Source organism: Colwellia sp. MB3u-41, from assembly GCF_014076845.1.
In the GTDB taxonomy this organism is placed as follows: domain Bacteria; phylum Pseudomonadota; class Gammaproteobacteria; order Enterobacterales; family Alteromonadaceae; genus Colwellia_A.
The window spans coordinates 1-16,887 of record NZ_JACGUT010000058.1; the positions used below are offsets into that span (position 1 = coordinate 1).

The window sequence follows — 16,887 nt, forward strand, 5'->3', positions numbered from 1 at the left end:
GTATTAGTCATTAGTCATTAGTCATTAGTCATTAGTCAGTTAAAAATTTAATTCTATATCGTCAAATACACGATTAAATTCAAAATATAATTTATCACTTATCTTTAAGATTTCTTGTGTATTTCCTTCTATAACGAGTAGCTCTAATTTTTCACAATAATGGGCTAATAATATCGCTCCAGCACCGCGAGTAGAAGACTTAAGTTTGTGCGCAAGGTCAGCAACACTTTTCCAATCTTCATTCGCTATATTTTCTGCTAATTCAGCTATTAATGGTTTACTATGCTCTTGATAAAATTTTAAAAAACTTTGCTGTGCTGATTTATCGTCGCCAAAACATGCGGTTAATGCCGCTATATTAATAGCCGGTTGATTTGACAGTTCACTCGCTTCATCATCGGTTATTTCAGCAGGGGCATCTATTTCAAATTCATCATCTAGTCCCTTCTTGGTTAACCATTTATTAAGTAATGAATTTAAATCATTTAATTTCAACGGCTTAGTTACGTAATCATTCATACCCAGTTTTATACAGTGCTCGGCTTCATCTCGCATAGCGTTGGCGGTAATTGCAATGATTGGGATCTGAGCTCCCCCCTCTGGCTCACTTTCTCGTACTCTTCTAGCAAACTCAAAGCCATCCATTATCGGCATTTGACAGTCAGTCATGATCAGTGAAAAAGAATATTCTTTCATTTGATCAAGCGCTTCTTGTCCATGATTAGCAATAATAACCGCATAACCAAATAAATTTAGTTGGCGTTCTAAGACCTGTTGGTTGTAAAGGTTATCTTCAACAATTAAAATCAGTTTATTATCGGTTTGTGCCTCTGTAATAATTGGAATAGTTAAGTTTTTGACCTCAAGTTTTCGATCATTTATAAGTGGGTTTTTATTGCCCATAATACGGGCAATAGACCAATAAATTTTTTGTGGTAAGAACGGATTACTCGCAATTATGGTGATATTTTCATGAGGAAGTAGCAGATCAAAATTATGCCAACGTTCAAGGACTAGCACGTTGATAGCGTCGCCACTGGTGGGCAGTAACTGCTCTTTAACTGCTGGCCAAAGGCTAATCACTTGCTCTGCAGAAATAATAATAAGATCATAATTTCCATCGGCAATGAGTTGTGGTATTTTTGTTGAAGAGCTCGCGGCTAAATAACAGTGCGCGCCAAGTGCTGTTAGCCCTTTTTGTAAAATAACATCGGTTAATTCATCATGAGCAACGAGTAATATATTCAAATTATAGAGTTCAACGCTTAACGTTGATGCCTGGTTTTTTTGAGCCGGCATTAAAGGTAAGTCAACATGAAACTCTGTTCCATGACCAATAGTGCCCTGGCAGCTAATTTCTCCTCCCATCAAAATAGCTAGTTTTGAACAAATAGATAAGCCTAACCCCGTACCACCAAATTCACGATGAATGCTGTTATCAGCTTGAGTAAAAGCATCAAATAATTGCTTTTTTTGGTCCTCACTAATACCGATGCCGTTGTCTTTGACCGTTAAACGAAAAATTTTCTTATTTTGACTGTTATCTAAGTAATCAAGTTTTACCTCAATAAGGCTTTGACGTTCATTATTGCTAGGCGTAAATTTAATCGCATTACCTAACAAATTAAGCACAATTTGCCGTAACCTAACGGGATCACCCAACATAGAATCGGTCATGTGTTGATTAGATGAGCAAACTAGCAATAATTTTTTGTTCTGTAATTGTGATGAAAGGAGCTCTGATGCACCTTCAATAATTTCTGTCCAAGTAAACGGTATTGACTCTAAGGTCATTTTTCCCGCTTCTATTTTTGAAAAATCTAAGACATCATTAATAATTTGTAATAATGCCCATGCAGAATCTTTAGCAACGTTCGCTAAATGGTATTGATCTTCATCAAGTTCAGATTGTTCAAGGAGCTCTAACATCCCTACTACACCATTCATGGGTGTTCTAATTTCATGACTCATTGTCGCTAAAAACTGTGACTTAGAATCACTTGCCGCTTCAGCGGTTAAACGTGCTTGTTCTAATTCATGTTGAGACTCTTTTAAGTCAGCTAATGTTTTTTCTGTTCTGTTGCGCTGATATTTAACATCAAGCAATACATTTAAAGTCGCTTGGCGAGACTGTTCTTTTTCTGCATCGAGTATTTCGCGTTCTATTTCATTTTGCTTGATACTGGTTATATCTTTGACTATACCCAACAAGCTAATGGCTTCACCATTGACATCACGCCTAACTTCGGTAGATGTCTTGATGTATCTTAATTGCTTGTTTTCTAATATCACTCGACATTCAAAGCTATATACCTCTAATTTATTTAACGCTTTAAGTTGATGTATTCTAAATTGATAACGGTCATCTGGATGAACTAAACTGACAATAAGTTCTGATGTCAGTGGCGTTGTTCGATCAATACCCATCAATATAAACATACCATCAGACCACTGAATGGTATTGTTCTTTAGCACTTTTTCCCAACAACCTAAATGAGCAATACGTTCGGCTTCTTTTAGAAATAATTGTTGCTTCAACAGCTTATCTTCATTACTTTTTTGTACACTAATATCTTGGTTTATCGTTAAGAAGTGGTCTGTTTTTCCATTCCGGTCTCGTATGGGTGAAATATCCGTAGTACCCCAGTAGCAACTTCCGTCTTTTTTCTTGTTGTATAACTGACCACTCCAATGATTACCATCGATAATTTTTTGCCAAAGTTGCTGATATTTTTCGGCGATTTTATGTCCTGAATCTAAAATTTTTGCATTTTTTCCTAAAACTTCAGTTTTTGAATAACCCGTTGTTTCAGTAAAGGCTTTGTTAACGTAAACAATCTTCCCCAAAAAGTCAGTTATCAAAATAGCAGAGCGACTTTGCTCAACCGCACTTTCAAGTACCAACAATCGACCTTCCAATTGTTTTATCGTACTTAAATCAGAAACAATGGCAGTAAAAATATTCTCTTGCTGGTTTTTATAGCTACTTATCGCAACGCGGGCTGGAAACTCTCTCGCATCTTTAGCTCTAGCTTGCATAATTCTAAAACTGTCACAGGTATTGCTATCACTTGCTATTTGTTGGATCCATTTTTGTAGATATTTCTTTTCATGTAACATAAAAAAATCGTCAAAAAACATCGCTTCAGCCCATTTTTTATTAACAGAAAACAACAAACTCGCCACTTTATTAAATCGTATAATTTCCCCCTTTGAGTTAAAAGATATTATTGCATCAGGGGCATTGTTCAGCATTGGGTAAAGATAATGTTCTGGATCGAAGGTAACGGCCGCACGGCGCTTTTGCCAATAAAAACCAATGACTAATATAAAGATACTCATTAAAGCTGTTTCTAATAACTGCCAGAAAAAGCCAGAAACTATTTCTTGTTGCGATTGAAGTACGTCTACCTCATCGACCTCTGCCCCTACCCCTAAGCCTAACTCACTATCCCATAGCCAAACACCAACGACAGACTCTCCCTGATAATCTAGATACGTATGCAGACTATAAGCATCTTCTTCTTGCAATACTGATTGTCCCTGTTGGATATATGATGCTGTTTGAGAGCTTGGGTTATTCTTTGACTTAACTGACTGAGTTAAAGATCTAGCCAATGCGCTAGCTTGTCCTTTCATAAGTGAACCCGTAGACTTAAGTTCTGACTCAAAATGATTTGCCGTTAATAAACGAGCTTTAGCATCAAAAAAATAGGTTTTTCCTGACTGCCACTGTTGATATTGCTGAACAATATTAGAAAAACTGCCCAATGGATCTATACGAATTGCAATAACAGCAACAACCTGTTTTTTTTGATCAAATATCGGAGCCACAATAAAAGTGGTTGGATATTGTTCCTGTAATTCCCTAGCAGAATTGGGTAAAGGTATTGCGGATAAAATAGAAGGAATAAAAATAATTTGACCATTAAAAGCTTTGGCAAGTTCCGGTAAATATTCATCAGCAATAATATTTCGCTGTCCAACTAAATGATCTAATTTAGCGGTAATATTTTTATACTCAGGTGAAATTATATAATAGCCCTCGTTACCTTTAACAAAAAGATAAGGGTCTATAAGCGCCGTTAATCGCCGAGTGGCTTTATCTAACGAAGTTAAACTTCCTGTCGATTGTTCAATAACTACCTGTTTTATTTGCTTAGTAATAGTAGCGGAAGTTGACCAAGACTTTATTGAAGAAAAGTTAGACTTTATCCAGATGTTTTTTAATAAGTAATGACTCTTTTGTACACTTACTTTTAACGTAGCTATTGCTTGAGATTTTAGCGCTTTTTCAACTTTATTATGGCTATCCCAACCAATGATTGTTGAGCCGATTAAAAATAGCAATACAATAACAGAGATAATATATAGAGGAAATTTATATAAATTTACGTATCGTGACATGATTATATAATCCATTATTATTTTTAGAGATAAGGACACTTTTAATTTATATATAATGTTGCCAATGGCTTAATTTAACCAATTCTATATATAAAAATAAATAGATGAAGTTCATTCTGTTGATAAGTTAATGACACGTCCATGCTTGTTCACTTTTTTGTAAGCAATATCCACACTAAAGTATATAACTATAGAATATTTTAAGATAAACACCTGATAGAAATTGAAATCATGATTATTAATGATAATGATATATCTTTAATATTTGGTAAGCATATTATTATTATATTTATTGCTAATATCGATAAAAATATCAATATCAATTAATGATAACCTTAAAGCCTACATAATAATTACGGAGATAAAAATGTCTAAATATAGCTATGTGCCGCCAAAAATATGGGAATGGAATAAAGACAGTGGTGGTAAGTTCGCCAGTATTAATCGCCCTATCGCAGGGGAAACTCATCAAGCAAAGTTACCTGTCGGTAAACACCCTTTACAATTATATTCTTTGGCCACTCCGAATGGCGTTAAAATAACCATTTTATTGGAAGAGTTATTAGCATTACAGATCAAAGAAGCTGAATATGACGCCCATTTAATTGACATTATGGAAGGAGATCAATTTAGTTCAGGATTTGTCGCAATAAATCCAAACTCTAAGATACCTGCTTTAGTTGACAATAGTGGCAATAATAAACTCCCTATTTTCGAGTCTGGCGCGATACTGCTCTATTTAGCAGAGAAATTTGATGCTTTTTTACCTAAAGAACCTTTCCTCAAATCACAATGTTTATCCTGGCTATTTTGGCAGGTAGGAAGTGGCCCTTATTTGGGCGGTGGCTTTGGACATTTTTACGCATACGCACCAGAAAAATTTGAATATCCGATAGAACGATTTACACTGGAAGTCAAACGACAACTCGACGTATTAGACCGCCATTTAGCCAATAATAAATATATTTGTGGTGATCAATATACCATTGCTGATATCGCTATATGGCCATGGTACGGCGCATTAGTTCAAAATAAAGTCTATGAAGCTGCTGAGTTTTTACAAACTCAATCTTATGTAAACTTAGTAAGGTGGACAGAAGAAATTGGCGAACGAGCAGCCGTTAAACGTGGCTTAATGGTTAATCGTACTTGGGGAGAGTTAGATCAGCAGTTACATGAACGCCATGATGCAAGTGATTTTGAATTCAAAACTCAAGACAAAGTGGCCGATATAAAAGAATAAACCGGTTGATATTTGAGTCGCGTGATTTAAATTTTATTTATCTATGTGTCAACGTAGTATTCGATTTTTATTATTATTAAACTCGAATATTTATGGCATTTAATTCGTATTTTACGAATAAAAAAAACCAACACGTTCAAAACGTGTTGGTTTAATGAGTCCGATAAAAAGAGCTGATTTTATCTTTCTATTTTAATTATTTCTTCAGGATCTTTATTGTTCTTCTTTATTAACCAATATGTTACTCCAAGAGCAATAGTAACCAACGCAAGACCTACTATCTGCTCAGCAGAGACAAACTTGAGATCTAATACAATAATTTTACGAGCAACTGCCATCAGTGCCGTGGCAACCACTAACTCAACGGGGATAACATTAGAACCAAGATATAACCGAATATTGATAAAAATTTCAACGGCGATCAATACCACCATAAAAGCGCCAAACGTTTGAAGAATGTCTTCAATATTTAAGAGAAAGTATGGCGGTGTAGACAATTTTAAATATAAAACATAAACAACATCAGCAATACTCCAATAGATCACTAATACCATCAATAAGGCCAGTATTCTTATTGCAAATCGAATAGAACGATGCAATAACTTTAGCAGCGGGTCTGCGTGATTTTCTGGTAGTTCCTCGTGTTTCATTATTTTTCCTGTTATTAATTTTATTGTTGTACAGCGCAAGCAAGGTAAGTTCATTACATCAATAAAACCAACACTTAGCTTTTAATACCAATGTTGGTCTATCAAATTAAACGTCTACAATCGACATGGACAAAATTAGCAGAGGGTGGTCAACATAGACTGCCCAAAATCAATATAAGCATTAATGTCTTCGCTAGCGCCTTTTGATTTCAGGTGATCAGCAAAACCAAGTCTTGCGCTCATCGTGAGCCAAAATACGGCACTAACTAAGCCAACAATACGCCATAATGTTGATTTTGCCCACTTAAGCGCCAAAGTAATAGAGAGTATATAGATAACAAAGCCTGCTAATTTAGACGATGCCCAACCATTAACAAATGGATATAAATTAAGTGGATTAACACTAATCATATAAATAAAAGTGACAACAAATAGCGTATATAAAATATGTGGTCCAATCTTTAGCAGTTTATTATTAACCTTCTCAGACCCTCTCATCATCAACACAAAGTTAATAATAAAAAAGATAAACGTAAGCATAATTATGGTGAGATGGGCGTGCTTAACTATCATGTACATGTTGTTGATCCCTAAAAATTTATTGTTTATTTATGACCGAGGCGGTCAGTATATATTTATTTTATCCAGGAAACGCTATCTCCTGCATTATTTTGTTAAATTTATCTCACCCCCCCACCTTATTCACGCATTAATTGTACCTGTTACCTAAAGTTTTTACATTTTGTGTAATGACTTCAAGTGCGGTCAACGTACTCTAAATACGCATGGCCATATTAGCGGTGAATATCAGTTATTGAGATTAATGACTTTCTACGCGAGTTAACGCCGCTTGCAATGCTTCGTCACGAAAGGAGTAAATATTCTTATTAGGCACTAAATCTAAAACATTACATTTTTCGAGCTGTTGACGCGTTTGCTCATTAGGACACAATAAAAACACTTCACATTGTGCGTCAAGCGCATCTTTTACCGCGTTTTCAAGTGCAAGACCAACCGTTTCATCAATCATTGGCACATCAGTTAAATCAAGGATCATGACATCGTATTCAGCAACCCGCGTATGCTGGCGAGATATTGCTTTGGATACACTAAAGATCATCGGTCCAGACAGGTAGAAAAACAACACTTTGCCATTGGCTTTTTCAAGGAGTTTTCGTTCACGACTGTTCAGAGGCACGTCGTCGCCATCACTATCACTTATCGCTTTAACTTGGCGTGCTTGCTCTCGACTCAATCGTTCAATAACAATAATGTTAGAGATAAAGACACCTAAACCAACAGCAACAATTAAATCAACAAAAACAGTGAGTAACATAACTCCATACATTATCGCCATGCCTTGAATACTGACTTTATGTGCGCGTTGAATAAAACTCCAATCAAGAATATTAAAACCTACATACACGGCGATACCAGCCAGAACAGCCATGGGGATGGGTTCTGTTAAGCCAGCGGCCACTAATACGACAAGTGCAAGCACTAAAGCACGAATAATGCCCGACAAGGGTGAACGCGCTCCTACTTGAATGTTAGTCACCGTTCCCATCGTTGCGCCAGCCCCCGGTAAAGCGCCAAACAAACCAGAAATCATATTAGCGATACCTTGACCACGCAGTTCTTTGTCGGGGTCGTGCTCTTTACGTGTTAATGAATCACCAATCACTGCAGTCAGTAAAGTATCAATACAGCCGAGTGTGCCGAGCACCAAGGCATCAATCACCATGGTCGTAAAAATTTCAGTATTAAAGTGTGGAATAACTAAAGACGGTAAACCTGCCGGTATTTCACCAATTCGGCGAATATCTTCGTTGTTAAATAACAACATAGAGATAAGGGTTACCGACACTAATGCAACAAGTTGCGCTGGCACATATTTTCGGTATCTTTTTGGTAAGAAAAACAAAATGCCTAAGGTGAGTAAAGCTAAAAATAGCTCACTAAATTTAATGTTAGATAAAAGAGTAGGTAATGACAATAAAGTGCCCGTTACTCCACCCACAGGACTCGCTTGTCCAAGCAGCGGAGACAACTGCATGATAATTAAAATCACACCAATACCCGACATAAAACCAGAAATAACACTGTAGGGCATTAACGTAATGTATTTACCTAACTTAAGTGTACCCAGCAATATTTGAAAAGCGCCAGCCATCATTACGATAGTAAATGAAATAGCCAAGCCTGTTTCTGGATACTTAGCCATCATGGTTGTTAATACGGCCGTCATAATAACGGTCATCGGACCGGTAGGCTCTGAGATAAGGCTAGAAGAACCGCCAAATAAAGCGGCAAAAAAGCCAACCATTATTGCGCCCCACAGCCCCGCTTCTGCACCAGCGCCTGATGCCACACCAAAAGCAAGCGCTAAGGGTAAGGAAATAACTGCGGTGGTTACCCCACCAAACAGATCGCCTTTGAGGTTCATATCTTTAAAACGATGTCCAAACAACATTAAAATTCTTCCTACAAAATAGTGCACGCTAATGAATGTTTCATATCTCGAACAAACCCAGAAAGCCCTTATATTGCTACGACCGGTCCATTACATTACTGATCATTCACTGCTTGCTTGAAATCATCCATTTTTGTAACGAGACTTGCTCGGTCTCTATCAAAAAAGTTAACATGGCCGAGTTTGCGTTCGGGTTTAACAGATTTATTGTACCAGTGTAATGTTGAGAACGCTGAAAGTCCTTCAAATGGCGGTTGTTTATTACCAATAAGGTTAATCATACCCGAAGTGCCCAGCAACTCTGTACTACCTAGTGCTAGGCCGGCAATTGCTCTAACATGATTTTCAAACTGACAAGTTACACTTCCTGCTTGAGTCCAATGTCCACTGTTGTGAACTCGAGGAGCTAATTCATTGATCACTAAGTCGCCGTTAATAACAAAACATTCCATCGCCATCACACCAACATAGTCAACTTCGTTGAGTAAGCTTTCCATATAGCCTTGCGCTTTGACTGTTAAGGTATTGTCTGGGTCTGTAGCTGGCGCGATTGATTGTTTTAAAATGCCGTTTTCATTAATATTGTCGGTTAAAGAATAATGTTCAATATCGCCATTTTTAGCCCGAACTGAGACCAATGAAACTTCTCGTTCAAACGTCATCCATGCTTCAATAATATAGTCTTGAATGTGTAAACGATCAAAGTGTTCAACGTCGGCTAAGGTTTTTATAACCCACTGATTTTTACCATCGTAACCATCATTGCAAGATTTAACCACCACAGGCAGTTGTAAGGTATCCAATGCTACTTTAGCGGAAACCGAATATACAAAAGCAGCAGTAGGAATAGCTAATTTTTCTAACAGTTGTTTTTCACGATATCTATGCTGGCAGGCAATAATCGCTTTTGGGTTAGGTAAAATATCACAATATGCTTGTAAGGCTTCTAATAGCTTTACATCAACTTGCTCTTTTTCAACCGTAATACAATCAGGCTTTCCCAAAAGATTATAGAGCTTATGAATATTTTGCTCTTTCTGCCAATTATCAGGTAAGAAAACAACGCGACCTAAACCGTCAACACAGTCAGTAATTTGCTCACTAGTATCATTAATAAAGCTGAACTTTATACCTAAAGGAAGGCCAGCGAGTGCTAACATACGAGAAAGTTGACCACAACCAACAATGGCTATGCGCATTATTCAACCTCCCACGAAACGCTTTCACTTTGTTTTGCTCGCCATGCTTTTAACTTGCCTTGCAGCTCAACATTACTCGTTGCAAGGATTTGTGAGGCCATTAACCCCGCATTAAAAGCACCTGCTTCTCCAATGCCCTGTGTAGCAACCGCAACCCCTTTAGGCATTTGTACAATAGATAATAAACTATCCATGCCTTTAAGCGCTTTGCTCATTACCGGCACACCAATAACAGGTAACCAAGTTAACGCTGCCGCCATACCCGGCAAATGCGCTGCGCCACCGGCACCAGCAATAATAACGCTGTAGTCTTTTTCTGCATTTTCAGCAAATTCATACAAACGCTCTGGTGTACGATGTGCTGAAACAACCATCGCTTTATATTCAATACCTAAGGCTTCAAGCACAGTAACCGCATTTTTCATGACTGGCCAATCAGACTGAGAACCCATAATAATCGCGACTTTCATCTTATTCATTGTAAATTACCTTATTATTTATTGTGTGAGTACAGTATTAAATTAACTGTAAACAGCTCTTAATTTTTTACTTATTATGACAAAAAACATAGATAGATAAAAATTGATTTTACCTATATCATAAATAGATAAACATCTATTTTAATGGTAAAAAGATGAAATCCAGACTTCATGCACATATTGGCACCATCAGACAACTTGAAATATTATTGGCTGTACACGATAAAGGCAGTATTAAAGAAGCGGCGAAAGCACTTTTTTTAACGCAACCCACCGTATCAATACAAATGAAAAAGCTAGCACAAGCGATGGGTTCACCGCTTTATAATTATTCAAACAGAAAAGTATTATTTACCGATATTGGATTAGAGTTAATTAAAACAGCGGTAGAAGTGCTTGATAGTTTTGCGCGCCTTGATATGGCGATAGGAAATATTAAAGATTTCAAATCAGGCACATTACGGTTAGCTGTTGTTACCACCTCTAAATATTTTATTCCGCATTTATTAGGTCCTTTTTTAGAACGATACCCTGATATTGATATACAGCTAAATATTGGCAATAGAGCGCAAACGATTGAACGGTTAAAGCAAGGTGTTGACGACTTCTATGTGTTTAGTCATCCACCATCAGATATCGAAACACAATCTATTGAATTTCTGGTAAACCCGCTAGTGGCAATAGCACATGAAGATCATCCTATTGCTAACAAGAAAAACTTAACCTTAGAGGATTTATGCAAGGAACCTTTTTTAATGCGAGAACAAGGCTCTGGTACGCGTTATGCCATTGAAGCCTTTTTAAAACAACAGAACGTAAAACTCAACGTTAAAATGACCATTGAAAGTAATGAAGCGATTAAACATTTAGTTATGTCAAAGCTAGGTATATCAATATTATCAGCACATACCTTAATGTATGGCGGCCAAAGTGGCTTGGTGCGTTTACCAATAAAAGAATTACCCATTAATGCCCATTGGTTTTTTGTTTGGTCTAAATCAAAACGCCAGACATTAATTGCCACGGAGTTTCTTAATCACATTGAAACCAATGGCCGTTCATTGCTGCAAAAAGAAATGATCAAAAACGATATTTTATACAGCTAAATTAAACCACTTTGGTTTTGATGTTGAGTTATGCATCAAAGGCTAAGCTATTGACTTAGTAAACAGCTTTTTCCCTTGTGAAAGCAAATGTTGAACCGCGGGATGTCTTACTTTTCGCTCAGGTGATATTAAATAATAATGTTCAGTAATTTCAGTGGTTCTGCCAATGATTTCAACATCAAACTGCGCTATCACATGATTTTCAATCATCGTAGGCGCGCAAAAAACACCATAACCCGCTTGACCAAAATATTTAGTTAACACCGAATCATCAAACTCACCTATTATTTTAGGTAATATATTGAGTTCATTAAACCAAAAAAGCACACTAAGGTGTTGATTAGAGCCTTCACCGGCCGTAAAGAAAGGCTGACCATTAAGTGATTGAGGAAAATTAATAGCTAAGACTTGAGCCAAGTCTTGATGCGCAAAAAAACTCATGCCACATTTACCCACTAGGTGGCTGTAGGCTTTTAATGACGAACCAGTGGGTAATGAAGTATCACTTAAAACCGCATCTAATTTATTTACCGCAAGTTCACCTAACAAAACGTCTAAACTTGTTTCTTTACAAACTAATTTTATCGAATTGTTCATCGCGTAGACTGTTTTTAATAAGTGAAATGAAAACACCTTTGGAATAACATCAGTAACGCCAATTGAAAAACGAAAAGAAAAGTCAGTGGAATGATTTTTCAAAGAATGTACTAATTCGTCTCCTAAACTAAATATTTCTTGTGCGTAGCTAAACGTCATAAGTCCCATGTCATTGAGCACTAAACGCTTACCCTTGCGATCAAATAAGTTATAACCTCATTGTGTTTCTAATAAAGTTAACTGCGCACTAAGCGTTTGTGGGGTTATATGCATAACTATTGCTGCCTTAGCGATGCTGCCATGTGTAGCTATTGCATAAAAATATTGCAAATGATGATAATTGAGTTTAGCCATAATGCCTCTTAAATTTTTATTATCAGTCGTACGATTTATACGCACCTCAAAATACTTATCAACTTTAAATTGATAAAAAAGCAATTACAATCGACTTTTATTGGGTTAGATAGTTAGTTATAACTTAAGAAGGTCATCAATATTAATACAAATTATTATTCTTCATTAAACGAGGTAAATATGGAATTAACAATTACAGATCTAAAAATTAAGCTTTCAACAGAAAATTTGTTACAGATAAGACAAAAAGCACGTCGTATGTTCAATAAATTTTATAACCGAGTACAAGTAATAAAAGTGACCCTTGATGATATTAACGGGCCAAAAGGTGGAAAAGATAAAAACTGCCGAGTTGTTATTTATAGTAAAGGTATGCCTGATATTGTTGTTAGCGATAATCAAAACTCCGTTATGTCGGCGGTCAATATCGCCTTATCAAGAGCAAGGTTGAGCTTTTTGAAAAAAGTTAAGCGTCAACAAAAAAATTATCCAACTTGGTCACCAAAAAATGACATTGAATTGTCTACCCGTATTGAATTAGAGCGAATAGAATTAATAGTGAATTGATATTACCTTCAATCAACAAACGCTGTTAAATTTTATTTTCAACCATCATATTCATCTTTTATCATGAAAATCAGTCAATAATATCTATCGGCGTTTATATTTAACTTTATTTATAAGTAAAAGGGAGATAATAATGTTTGCAATATACACACCTAATGGCAGAAGCTTTTCTGGTCCTCTTGAAGAGCTTTATCATGTTCAAAAGTCGAAAAGTTCAGAACAAACAAATATTTTTCAACAACTTGATGAATTTTCGCCCTTACATAAAAAAGGATATTCTCCCTCACCTAAAGCGATTGATGCTTATAATGACACCATTGGTAAACCTGATGAAAAAGCATTAATTTGTCATGCTTATCAAATTATGACTTCACCTGTTGAAGTCATATCAGCCAATGATTTATTAACAGAGGTGATCAATAAGTTTACACGGTTAGCGTATCAAGAATTTCCAATTGTTAATACTCAACAGCAACTGGTTGGCAGTTTGTCTAGGCAACAGCTTTATGAATATCTTTTAAAGCATGGGTCAACTATAGGCAAAAATCTTAAAACAAAAAGTGTCGCTAATTTATTTTTAAATGAGCAATCAAAAATTTATACGGCGGAACCTGTAACCGAGATCAGGCGTATTGCGTTACTGCAAATAAATAATCGTTTGCATACAACTCCGATCTTAGAGCCAAACGGCAAAGTAGTCGGTATTATTTCACGTACTGATATTATAAAGGCGATCACGATGGATCCTCCTTTATCATTATGGTGTTAGTTAATATAGATGTCATTCGTTATCGATGAATAAAGTAATCTTGTGACAATCATCCCAACCCCGACCAATACTACGATTCGGTTAGCAATTGCTGGCTTAACATTTGATATAAATGAGCTAACTCTAATGGCTTTCCTAAATGAGCATCAAACCCAGAGTGTAAATAATAGGTGATGTCTTGTGCCATAACATTCGCCGTTAACGCTATAATAGGTGGGCACTTAGCAAGCTGTTTAATTATTTTACAAGCCGTTACTCCATCCATCACCGGCATTTGAACATCCATTAAAATTAAATCTATTTTCGTTTCTTTAGAGGCATTAACCGCCATCAAACCATTTTCAACGACCAGCAGATTAGCGTTAGTGTCACTCAGCATTTTTTTTAGGACCATTTGATTGATTTTATTATCTTCAACAATCATTATCGTATAGTCAGCAAGGTCGGGGGTTAATTGCCGTGACGTTGTCTCATTAATCTCAGTAAAATCTTTGCTATAAGCCTTAACTAGCGGTAAAAAAAACCTAAAACAGGTTCCCTCTCCTTCAACACTTGACACATTAATCGTACCTTTCATCAAGTCGATGAGTGCATGAGTTATAGCCATACCTAAACCGGTGCCACCATATTTACGGGTGATTGATTTATCTGCTTGTTCAAAACGTTGAAATAATTGACTAAGCTGTGATTCATTCATACCGATACCAGAGTCTTTAACCTCAATAGAGAGCAAATTATCTTCCCTGCTTTCAATAAACACATCTATGGTGCCATTTTTAGTAAACTTTACAGAATTAGACAAAATATTCAGTAAAATCTGTCGTATACGTGTAGGATCACCAAACCAATTTTGAGAGGTATTACCCGTTTTCAAACTAATTTTTGTTGCTTGTAGTTCACTGTTTTGTGACAAATCAGTAATAACACACTTAGTTAACTCAATTAAATCAAATGAAATAACATCAAATTCTAATTTTCCTTCTTCCATTTTAGAAATATCAAGAATATCGTTAATAATAGTCAGTAGGCATTTTGTAGAAAATAGCGCTTGGTCAATAAGCACTTTATCCTCTTTCACTTCTGTTTTTTTATTTAAGAGTTGTAAGCTGCCATATATACCATTCATTGGAGTTCTAATTTCATGGCTCATGTTGGCTAAAAATAATGACTTCACTTTATTAGCGTTATCAGCGTCTAATTTAGCGACTTCTAATTGGCTATTTTTTTCATTAATTTGCTCGATATTATTGGCCAATTCAATATTATTTAATAAAAGTTTTTTGGTTTTATCTTTGACTAATTTATTGAGCTTATAATTAAAAACGATCACGACAATAAGAATGAATATTAATAGTATTACGCTGCCCAACATAACAAAAATCGTTTGAGTCGTGAAACGGCGGCCTGAATTTTCATAACTGTTTAATGTTAAGCCATCGAGTGAGCTTGAATTTGCCACTAACGCTAAGTTCTTGTAAATATCAGCAATGCGTTTAAACCGTTGCTCGTGCATAGTGCCTAAGGGGACGTAATTCAATTTAATAACGTTTTTGGTCGCTTCTGCTTCGAGTAAAAGGTGTTTCCTAACTGCTTTTTTATTATATTTTTCAATAATTAAATCAACAGACTCCTCGGGGTGGTCTAATGCATACTCCCACCCTTTTAAACTTGCCCTTACAAAAGCTTTGACTCTTTCTGGTTTATTTCTAACCGTTGATTCATGGGTAAAAATTAAATCACCATAAAAATCTATACCATAACTACTCGGATCAAGAATATTAGTCGCAATCCCCATATCTTTATAATTTAAGACTTGATCTGTTTTATAAGCTGACATTACATCAACATCATCTTTAATCAGCGCCATATCGTCAAAATTGTGAGGAATATGAATATAGTCATCACTGTCGATTCCAATAAGTGTCATCATTGCCATTAAGCCAGCATCATCAAGACTTCGTCTAAACATAATACGTTTGTCGGCTAAATCATAAATACTGGTAATATTCTTACTTTTTAACGACATAAAAACTAATGGGCTTTCTTGAAAAACGGTTGACGCAATAACAACAGGTTTACCTTTAAGCCTATATAAAACAACACTAGAGTCAGCAATACCATAATCAGCTTTACCACTGTCAACATCGTCAAAGGGTGATGATTTAAGGTCTCGCTCTCTTATTTCAACATCAAATCCTTCATCCGCATAAAAACCTTTTTCTTTCGCAATGTAGTAACCTGCAAATTGAAATTGATGCATCCATTTTAGCTGTAATGAAACTTTTTCAAGGGCGAATAATGGTGGTGAAATTAATAAAAAAAGGCATAGGCTACTATATTTCATTAGCTCACTTCGACAAAATGGCATCTTAAAGACCTTTTATAGTTATATAGCGAAATTCTAATGACAACTTATGAAAATAAATTATAGTTGAGTTTTTAAATTAACTAATAATTTTAATGATTTAAAAGTGTCATTCAGCACCAAGAAAAGAAAATAAACTTAAGCACAAAAAAGTCTTTATTTTTTAAGACGAAGAGCCAATTCTACCTACCACACACTACCGTAATTATCCCTAAGGCTTTATGTTTTATCGGTTAGATCATCGACAACTAAATCGAGTAATTGCATAAGCTGATTGGCTTGTATGCTATCGATACTATTAAACTCGCAGCGAATGCGATGAGGAATATTTGCCGCCTTTGCTTTTAATACTTGCCCTTGTGTTGTTAACTCAACCAGGCGCTTTCGTTTATCGTCGTCATCTTTAATAATGTTTAGTAAGCATTTATCCGTCATTTTCTTTAAAATTTGTGTCATTGCCCCGCCGTCAATCATTGTTCTCTCTAAAAGCGCAGAAATCGTTATTTTATCTTCTTCCCACAATGCCATCATAACGACATATTGTGGATAAGTAATATTTAGCGCCTTTAGTGGCTCACGATAGGCACGAATAAGACTATTGGATGCCATATATAAACGATGACACAGCTGGTTTTTGAGTTTTAATTGTTCAAATGGCATAAGTTACTCCTTAATGTT

At 35.9% G+C, this 16,887-nt stretch carries 14 protein-coding genes; 4 read left to right on the forward strand and 10 right to left on the reverse strand.

What is annotated here, in order from left to right; all coding sequences use genetic code 11:
- Nucleotides 1-39: 39 nt before the first annotated feature.
- Entirely contained in the window at nt 40-4,407 is a 4,368-nt protein-coding gene (locus H4J73_RS05645) for a PAS domain S-box protein (protein WP_182223432.1), read from the reverse strand.
- Between the two features lie 367 nt (nt 4,408-4,774).
- Here H4J73_RS05645 and yghU point away from each other — a divergent pair, with 367 nt between their 5' ends.
- Nucleotides 4,775-5,650, forward strand: coding sequence for a glutathione-dependent disulfide-bond oxidoreductase (gene yghU / locus H4J73_RS05650; RefSeq protein WP_182223433.1), 876 nt, complete (start codon nt 4,775-4,777; stop codon nt 5,648-5,650).
- A 179-nt stretch (nt 5,651-5,829) separates the two neighbouring features.
- Here the strand turns inward: yghU and H4J73_RS05655 are convergent, their stop codons facing one another.
- The 5 genes from H4J73_RS05655 to purE form a co-directional block, all read right to left on the reverse strand.
- Nucleotides 5,830-6,303 carry a phosphate-starvation-inducible PsiE family protein gene (locus H4J73_RS05655; protein ID WP_310649666.1) on the reverse strand — a complete coding sequence of 158 codons (474 nt, stop codon included), beginning with the start codon at nt 6,301-6,303 and terminating at the stop codon, nt 5,830-5,832.
- A 132-nt stretch (nt 6,304-6,435) separates the two neighbouring features.
- Complete coding sequence (locus tag H4J73_RS05660) at nt 6,436-6,879, reverse strand: SirB2 family protein (RefSeq protein ID WP_182181259.1); 444 nt, start codon at nt 6,877-6,879, stop codon at nt 6,436-6,438.
- A 241-nt stretch (nt 6,880-7,120) separates the two neighbouring features.
- Nucleotides 7,121-8,773, reverse strand: a complete 1,653-nt coding sequence (locus tag H4J73_RS05665) for a SulP family inorganic anion transporter (protein WP_220460093.1) — start codon at nt 8,771-8,773, stop codon at nt 7,121-7,123.
- A 95-nt stretch (nt 8,774-8,868) separates the two neighbouring features.
- Nucleotides 8,869-9,972 (reverse strand): 5-(carboxyamino)imidazole ribonucleotide synthase, encoded by a 1,104-nt coding sequence (locus H4J73_RS05670; protein ID WP_182223434.1) that lies wholly within the window; start codon nt 9,970-9,972, stop codon nt 8,869-8,871.
- Nucleotides 9,972-10,451: a 5-(carboxyamino)imidazole ribonucleotide mutase gene (gene purE, locus H4J73_RS05675; RefSeq protein WP_182181261.1), complete on the reverse strand. Its 480-nt coding sequence runs from the start codon at nt 10,449-10,451 to the stop codon at nt 9,972-9,974. Before purE ends, H4J73_RS05670 begins: the two co-directional genes overlap by 1 nt.
- Before the next feature lie 155 nt (nt 10,452-10,606).
- On the opposite strand from purE, the gene H4J73_RS05680 reads away from it, so the two are divergent.
- The gene (locus H4J73_RS05680; RefSeq protein WP_182181262.1) at nt 10,607-11,557 is read left to right on the forward strand and encodes a LysR family transcriptional regulator; all 951 of its coding nucleotides are present in this window, start codon (nt 10,607-10,609) and stop codon (nt 11,555-11,557) included.
- A 42-nt stretch (nt 11,558-11,599) separates the two neighbouring features.
- Here H4J73_RS05680 and H4J73_RS05685 read toward each other — a convergent pair whose 3' ends face one another.
- A complete protein-coding gene (locus tag H4J73_RS05685) occupies nt 11,600-12,313 on the reverse strand; it encodes a LysR substrate-binding domain-containing protein (RefSeq protein ID WP_182223435.1) in 714 nt (237 codons plus the stop codon).
- 57 nt (nt 12,314-12,370) lie between these two features.
- A complete protein-coding gene (locus H4J73_RS05690; RefSeq protein WP_182181264.1) occupies nt 12,371-12,508 on the reverse strand; it encodes a LysR family transcriptional regulator in 138 nt (45 codons plus the stop codon).
- Between the two features lie 180 nt (nt 12,509-12,688).
- Between H4J73_RS05690 and H4J73_RS05695 the strand changes: the two genes are divergently transcribed.
- Both H4J73_RS05695 and H4J73_RS05700 read left to right on the forward strand, forming a co-directional pair.
- A complete protein-coding gene (locus H4J73_RS05695; protein ID WP_182181265.1) occupies nt 12,689-13,075 on the forward strand; it encodes a hypothetical protein in 387 nt (128 codons plus the stop codon).
- A 133-nt stretch (nt 13,076-13,208) separates the two neighbouring features.
- The gene (locus tag H4J73_RS05700) at nt 13,209-13,844 is read left to right on the forward strand and encodes an HPP family protein (RefSeq protein WP_182181266.1); all 636 of its coding nucleotides are present in this window, start codon (nt 13,209-13,211) and stop codon (nt 13,842-13,844) included.
- A gap of 70 nt (nt 13,845-13,914) precedes the next feature.
- On the opposite strand, the gene H4J73_RS05705 is transcribed toward H4J73_RS05700, so the two are convergent.
- Both H4J73_RS05705 and H4J73_RS05710 read right to left on the reverse strand, forming a co-directional pair.
- A complete protein-coding gene (locus tag H4J73_RS05705) occupies nt 13,915-16,188 on the reverse strand; it encodes an ABC transporter substrate-binding protein (RefSeq protein WP_182181267.1) in 2,274 nt (757 codons plus the stop codon).
- A 240-nt stretch (nt 16,189-16,428) separates the two neighbouring features.
- Complete coding sequence (locus tag H4J73_RS05710) at nt 16,429-16,869, reverse strand: MarR family winged helix-turn-helix transcriptional regulator (protein WP_182181268.1); 441 nt, start codon at nt 16,867-16,869, stop codon at nt 16,429-16,431.
- Nucleotides 16,870-16,887: the final 18 nt, after the last annotated feature.

What these genes read in the sequence shown, in the direction of transcription:
- H4J73_RS05660 (WP_182181259.1), bottom strand. Translation starts at nt 6,879, where the DNA reads ATGTACATGATAGTTAAGCACGCCCATCTCACCATAATTATGCTTACG.
- H4J73_RS05680 (WP_182181262.1), top strand. Translation starts at nt 10,607, where the DNA reads ATGAAATCCAGACTTCATGCACATATTGGCACCATCAGACAACTTGAA.
- H4J73_RS05670 (WP_182223434.1), bottom strand. Translation starts at nt 9,972, where the DNA reads ATGCGCATAGCCATTGTTGGTTGTGGTCAACTTTCTCGTATGTTAGCA.
- yghU (WP_182223433.1), top strand. Translation starts at nt 4,775, where the DNA reads ATGTCTAAATATAGCTATGTGCCGCCAAAAATATGGGAATGGAATAAA.
- H4J73_RS05705 (WP_182181267.1), bottom strand. Translation starts at nt 16,188, where the DNA reads ATGAAATATAGTAGCCTATGCCTTTTTTTATTAATTTCACCACCATTA.
- H4J73_RS05710 (WP_182181268.1), bottom strand. Translation starts at nt 16,869, where the DNA reads ATGCCATTTGAACAATTAAAACTCAAAAACCAGCTGTGTCATCGTTTA.
- H4J73_RS05700 (WP_182181266.1), top strand. Translation starts at nt 13,209, where the DNA reads ATGTTTGCAATATACACACCTAATGGCAGAAGCTTTTCTGGTCCTCTT.
- H4J73_RS05665 (WP_220460093.1), bottom strand. Translation starts at nt 8,773, where the DNA reads ATGTTGTTTGGACATCGTTTTAAAGATATGAACCTCAAAGGCGATCTG.
- H4J73_RS05695 (WP_182181265.1), top strand. Translation starts at nt 12,689, where the DNA reads ATGGAATTAACAATTACAGATCTAAAAATTAAGCTTTCAACAGAAAAT.
- purE (WP_182181261.1), bottom strand. Translation starts at nt 10,451, where the DNA reads ATGAATAAGATGAAAGTCGCGATTATTATGGGTTCTCAGTCTGATTGG.
- H4J73_RS05645 (WP_182223432.1), bottom strand. Translation starts at nt 4,407, where the DNA reads ATGTCACGATACGTAAATTTATATAAATTTCCTCTATATATTATCTCT.
- H4J73_RS05690 (WP_182181264.1), bottom strand. Translation starts at nt 12,508, where the DNA reads ATGGCTAAACTCAATTATCATCATTTGCAATATTTTTATGCAATAGCT.
- H4J73_RS05685 (WP_182223435.1), bottom strand. Translation starts at nt 12,313, where the DNA reads ATGACGTTTAGCTACGCACAAGAAATATTTAGTTTAGGAGACGAATTA.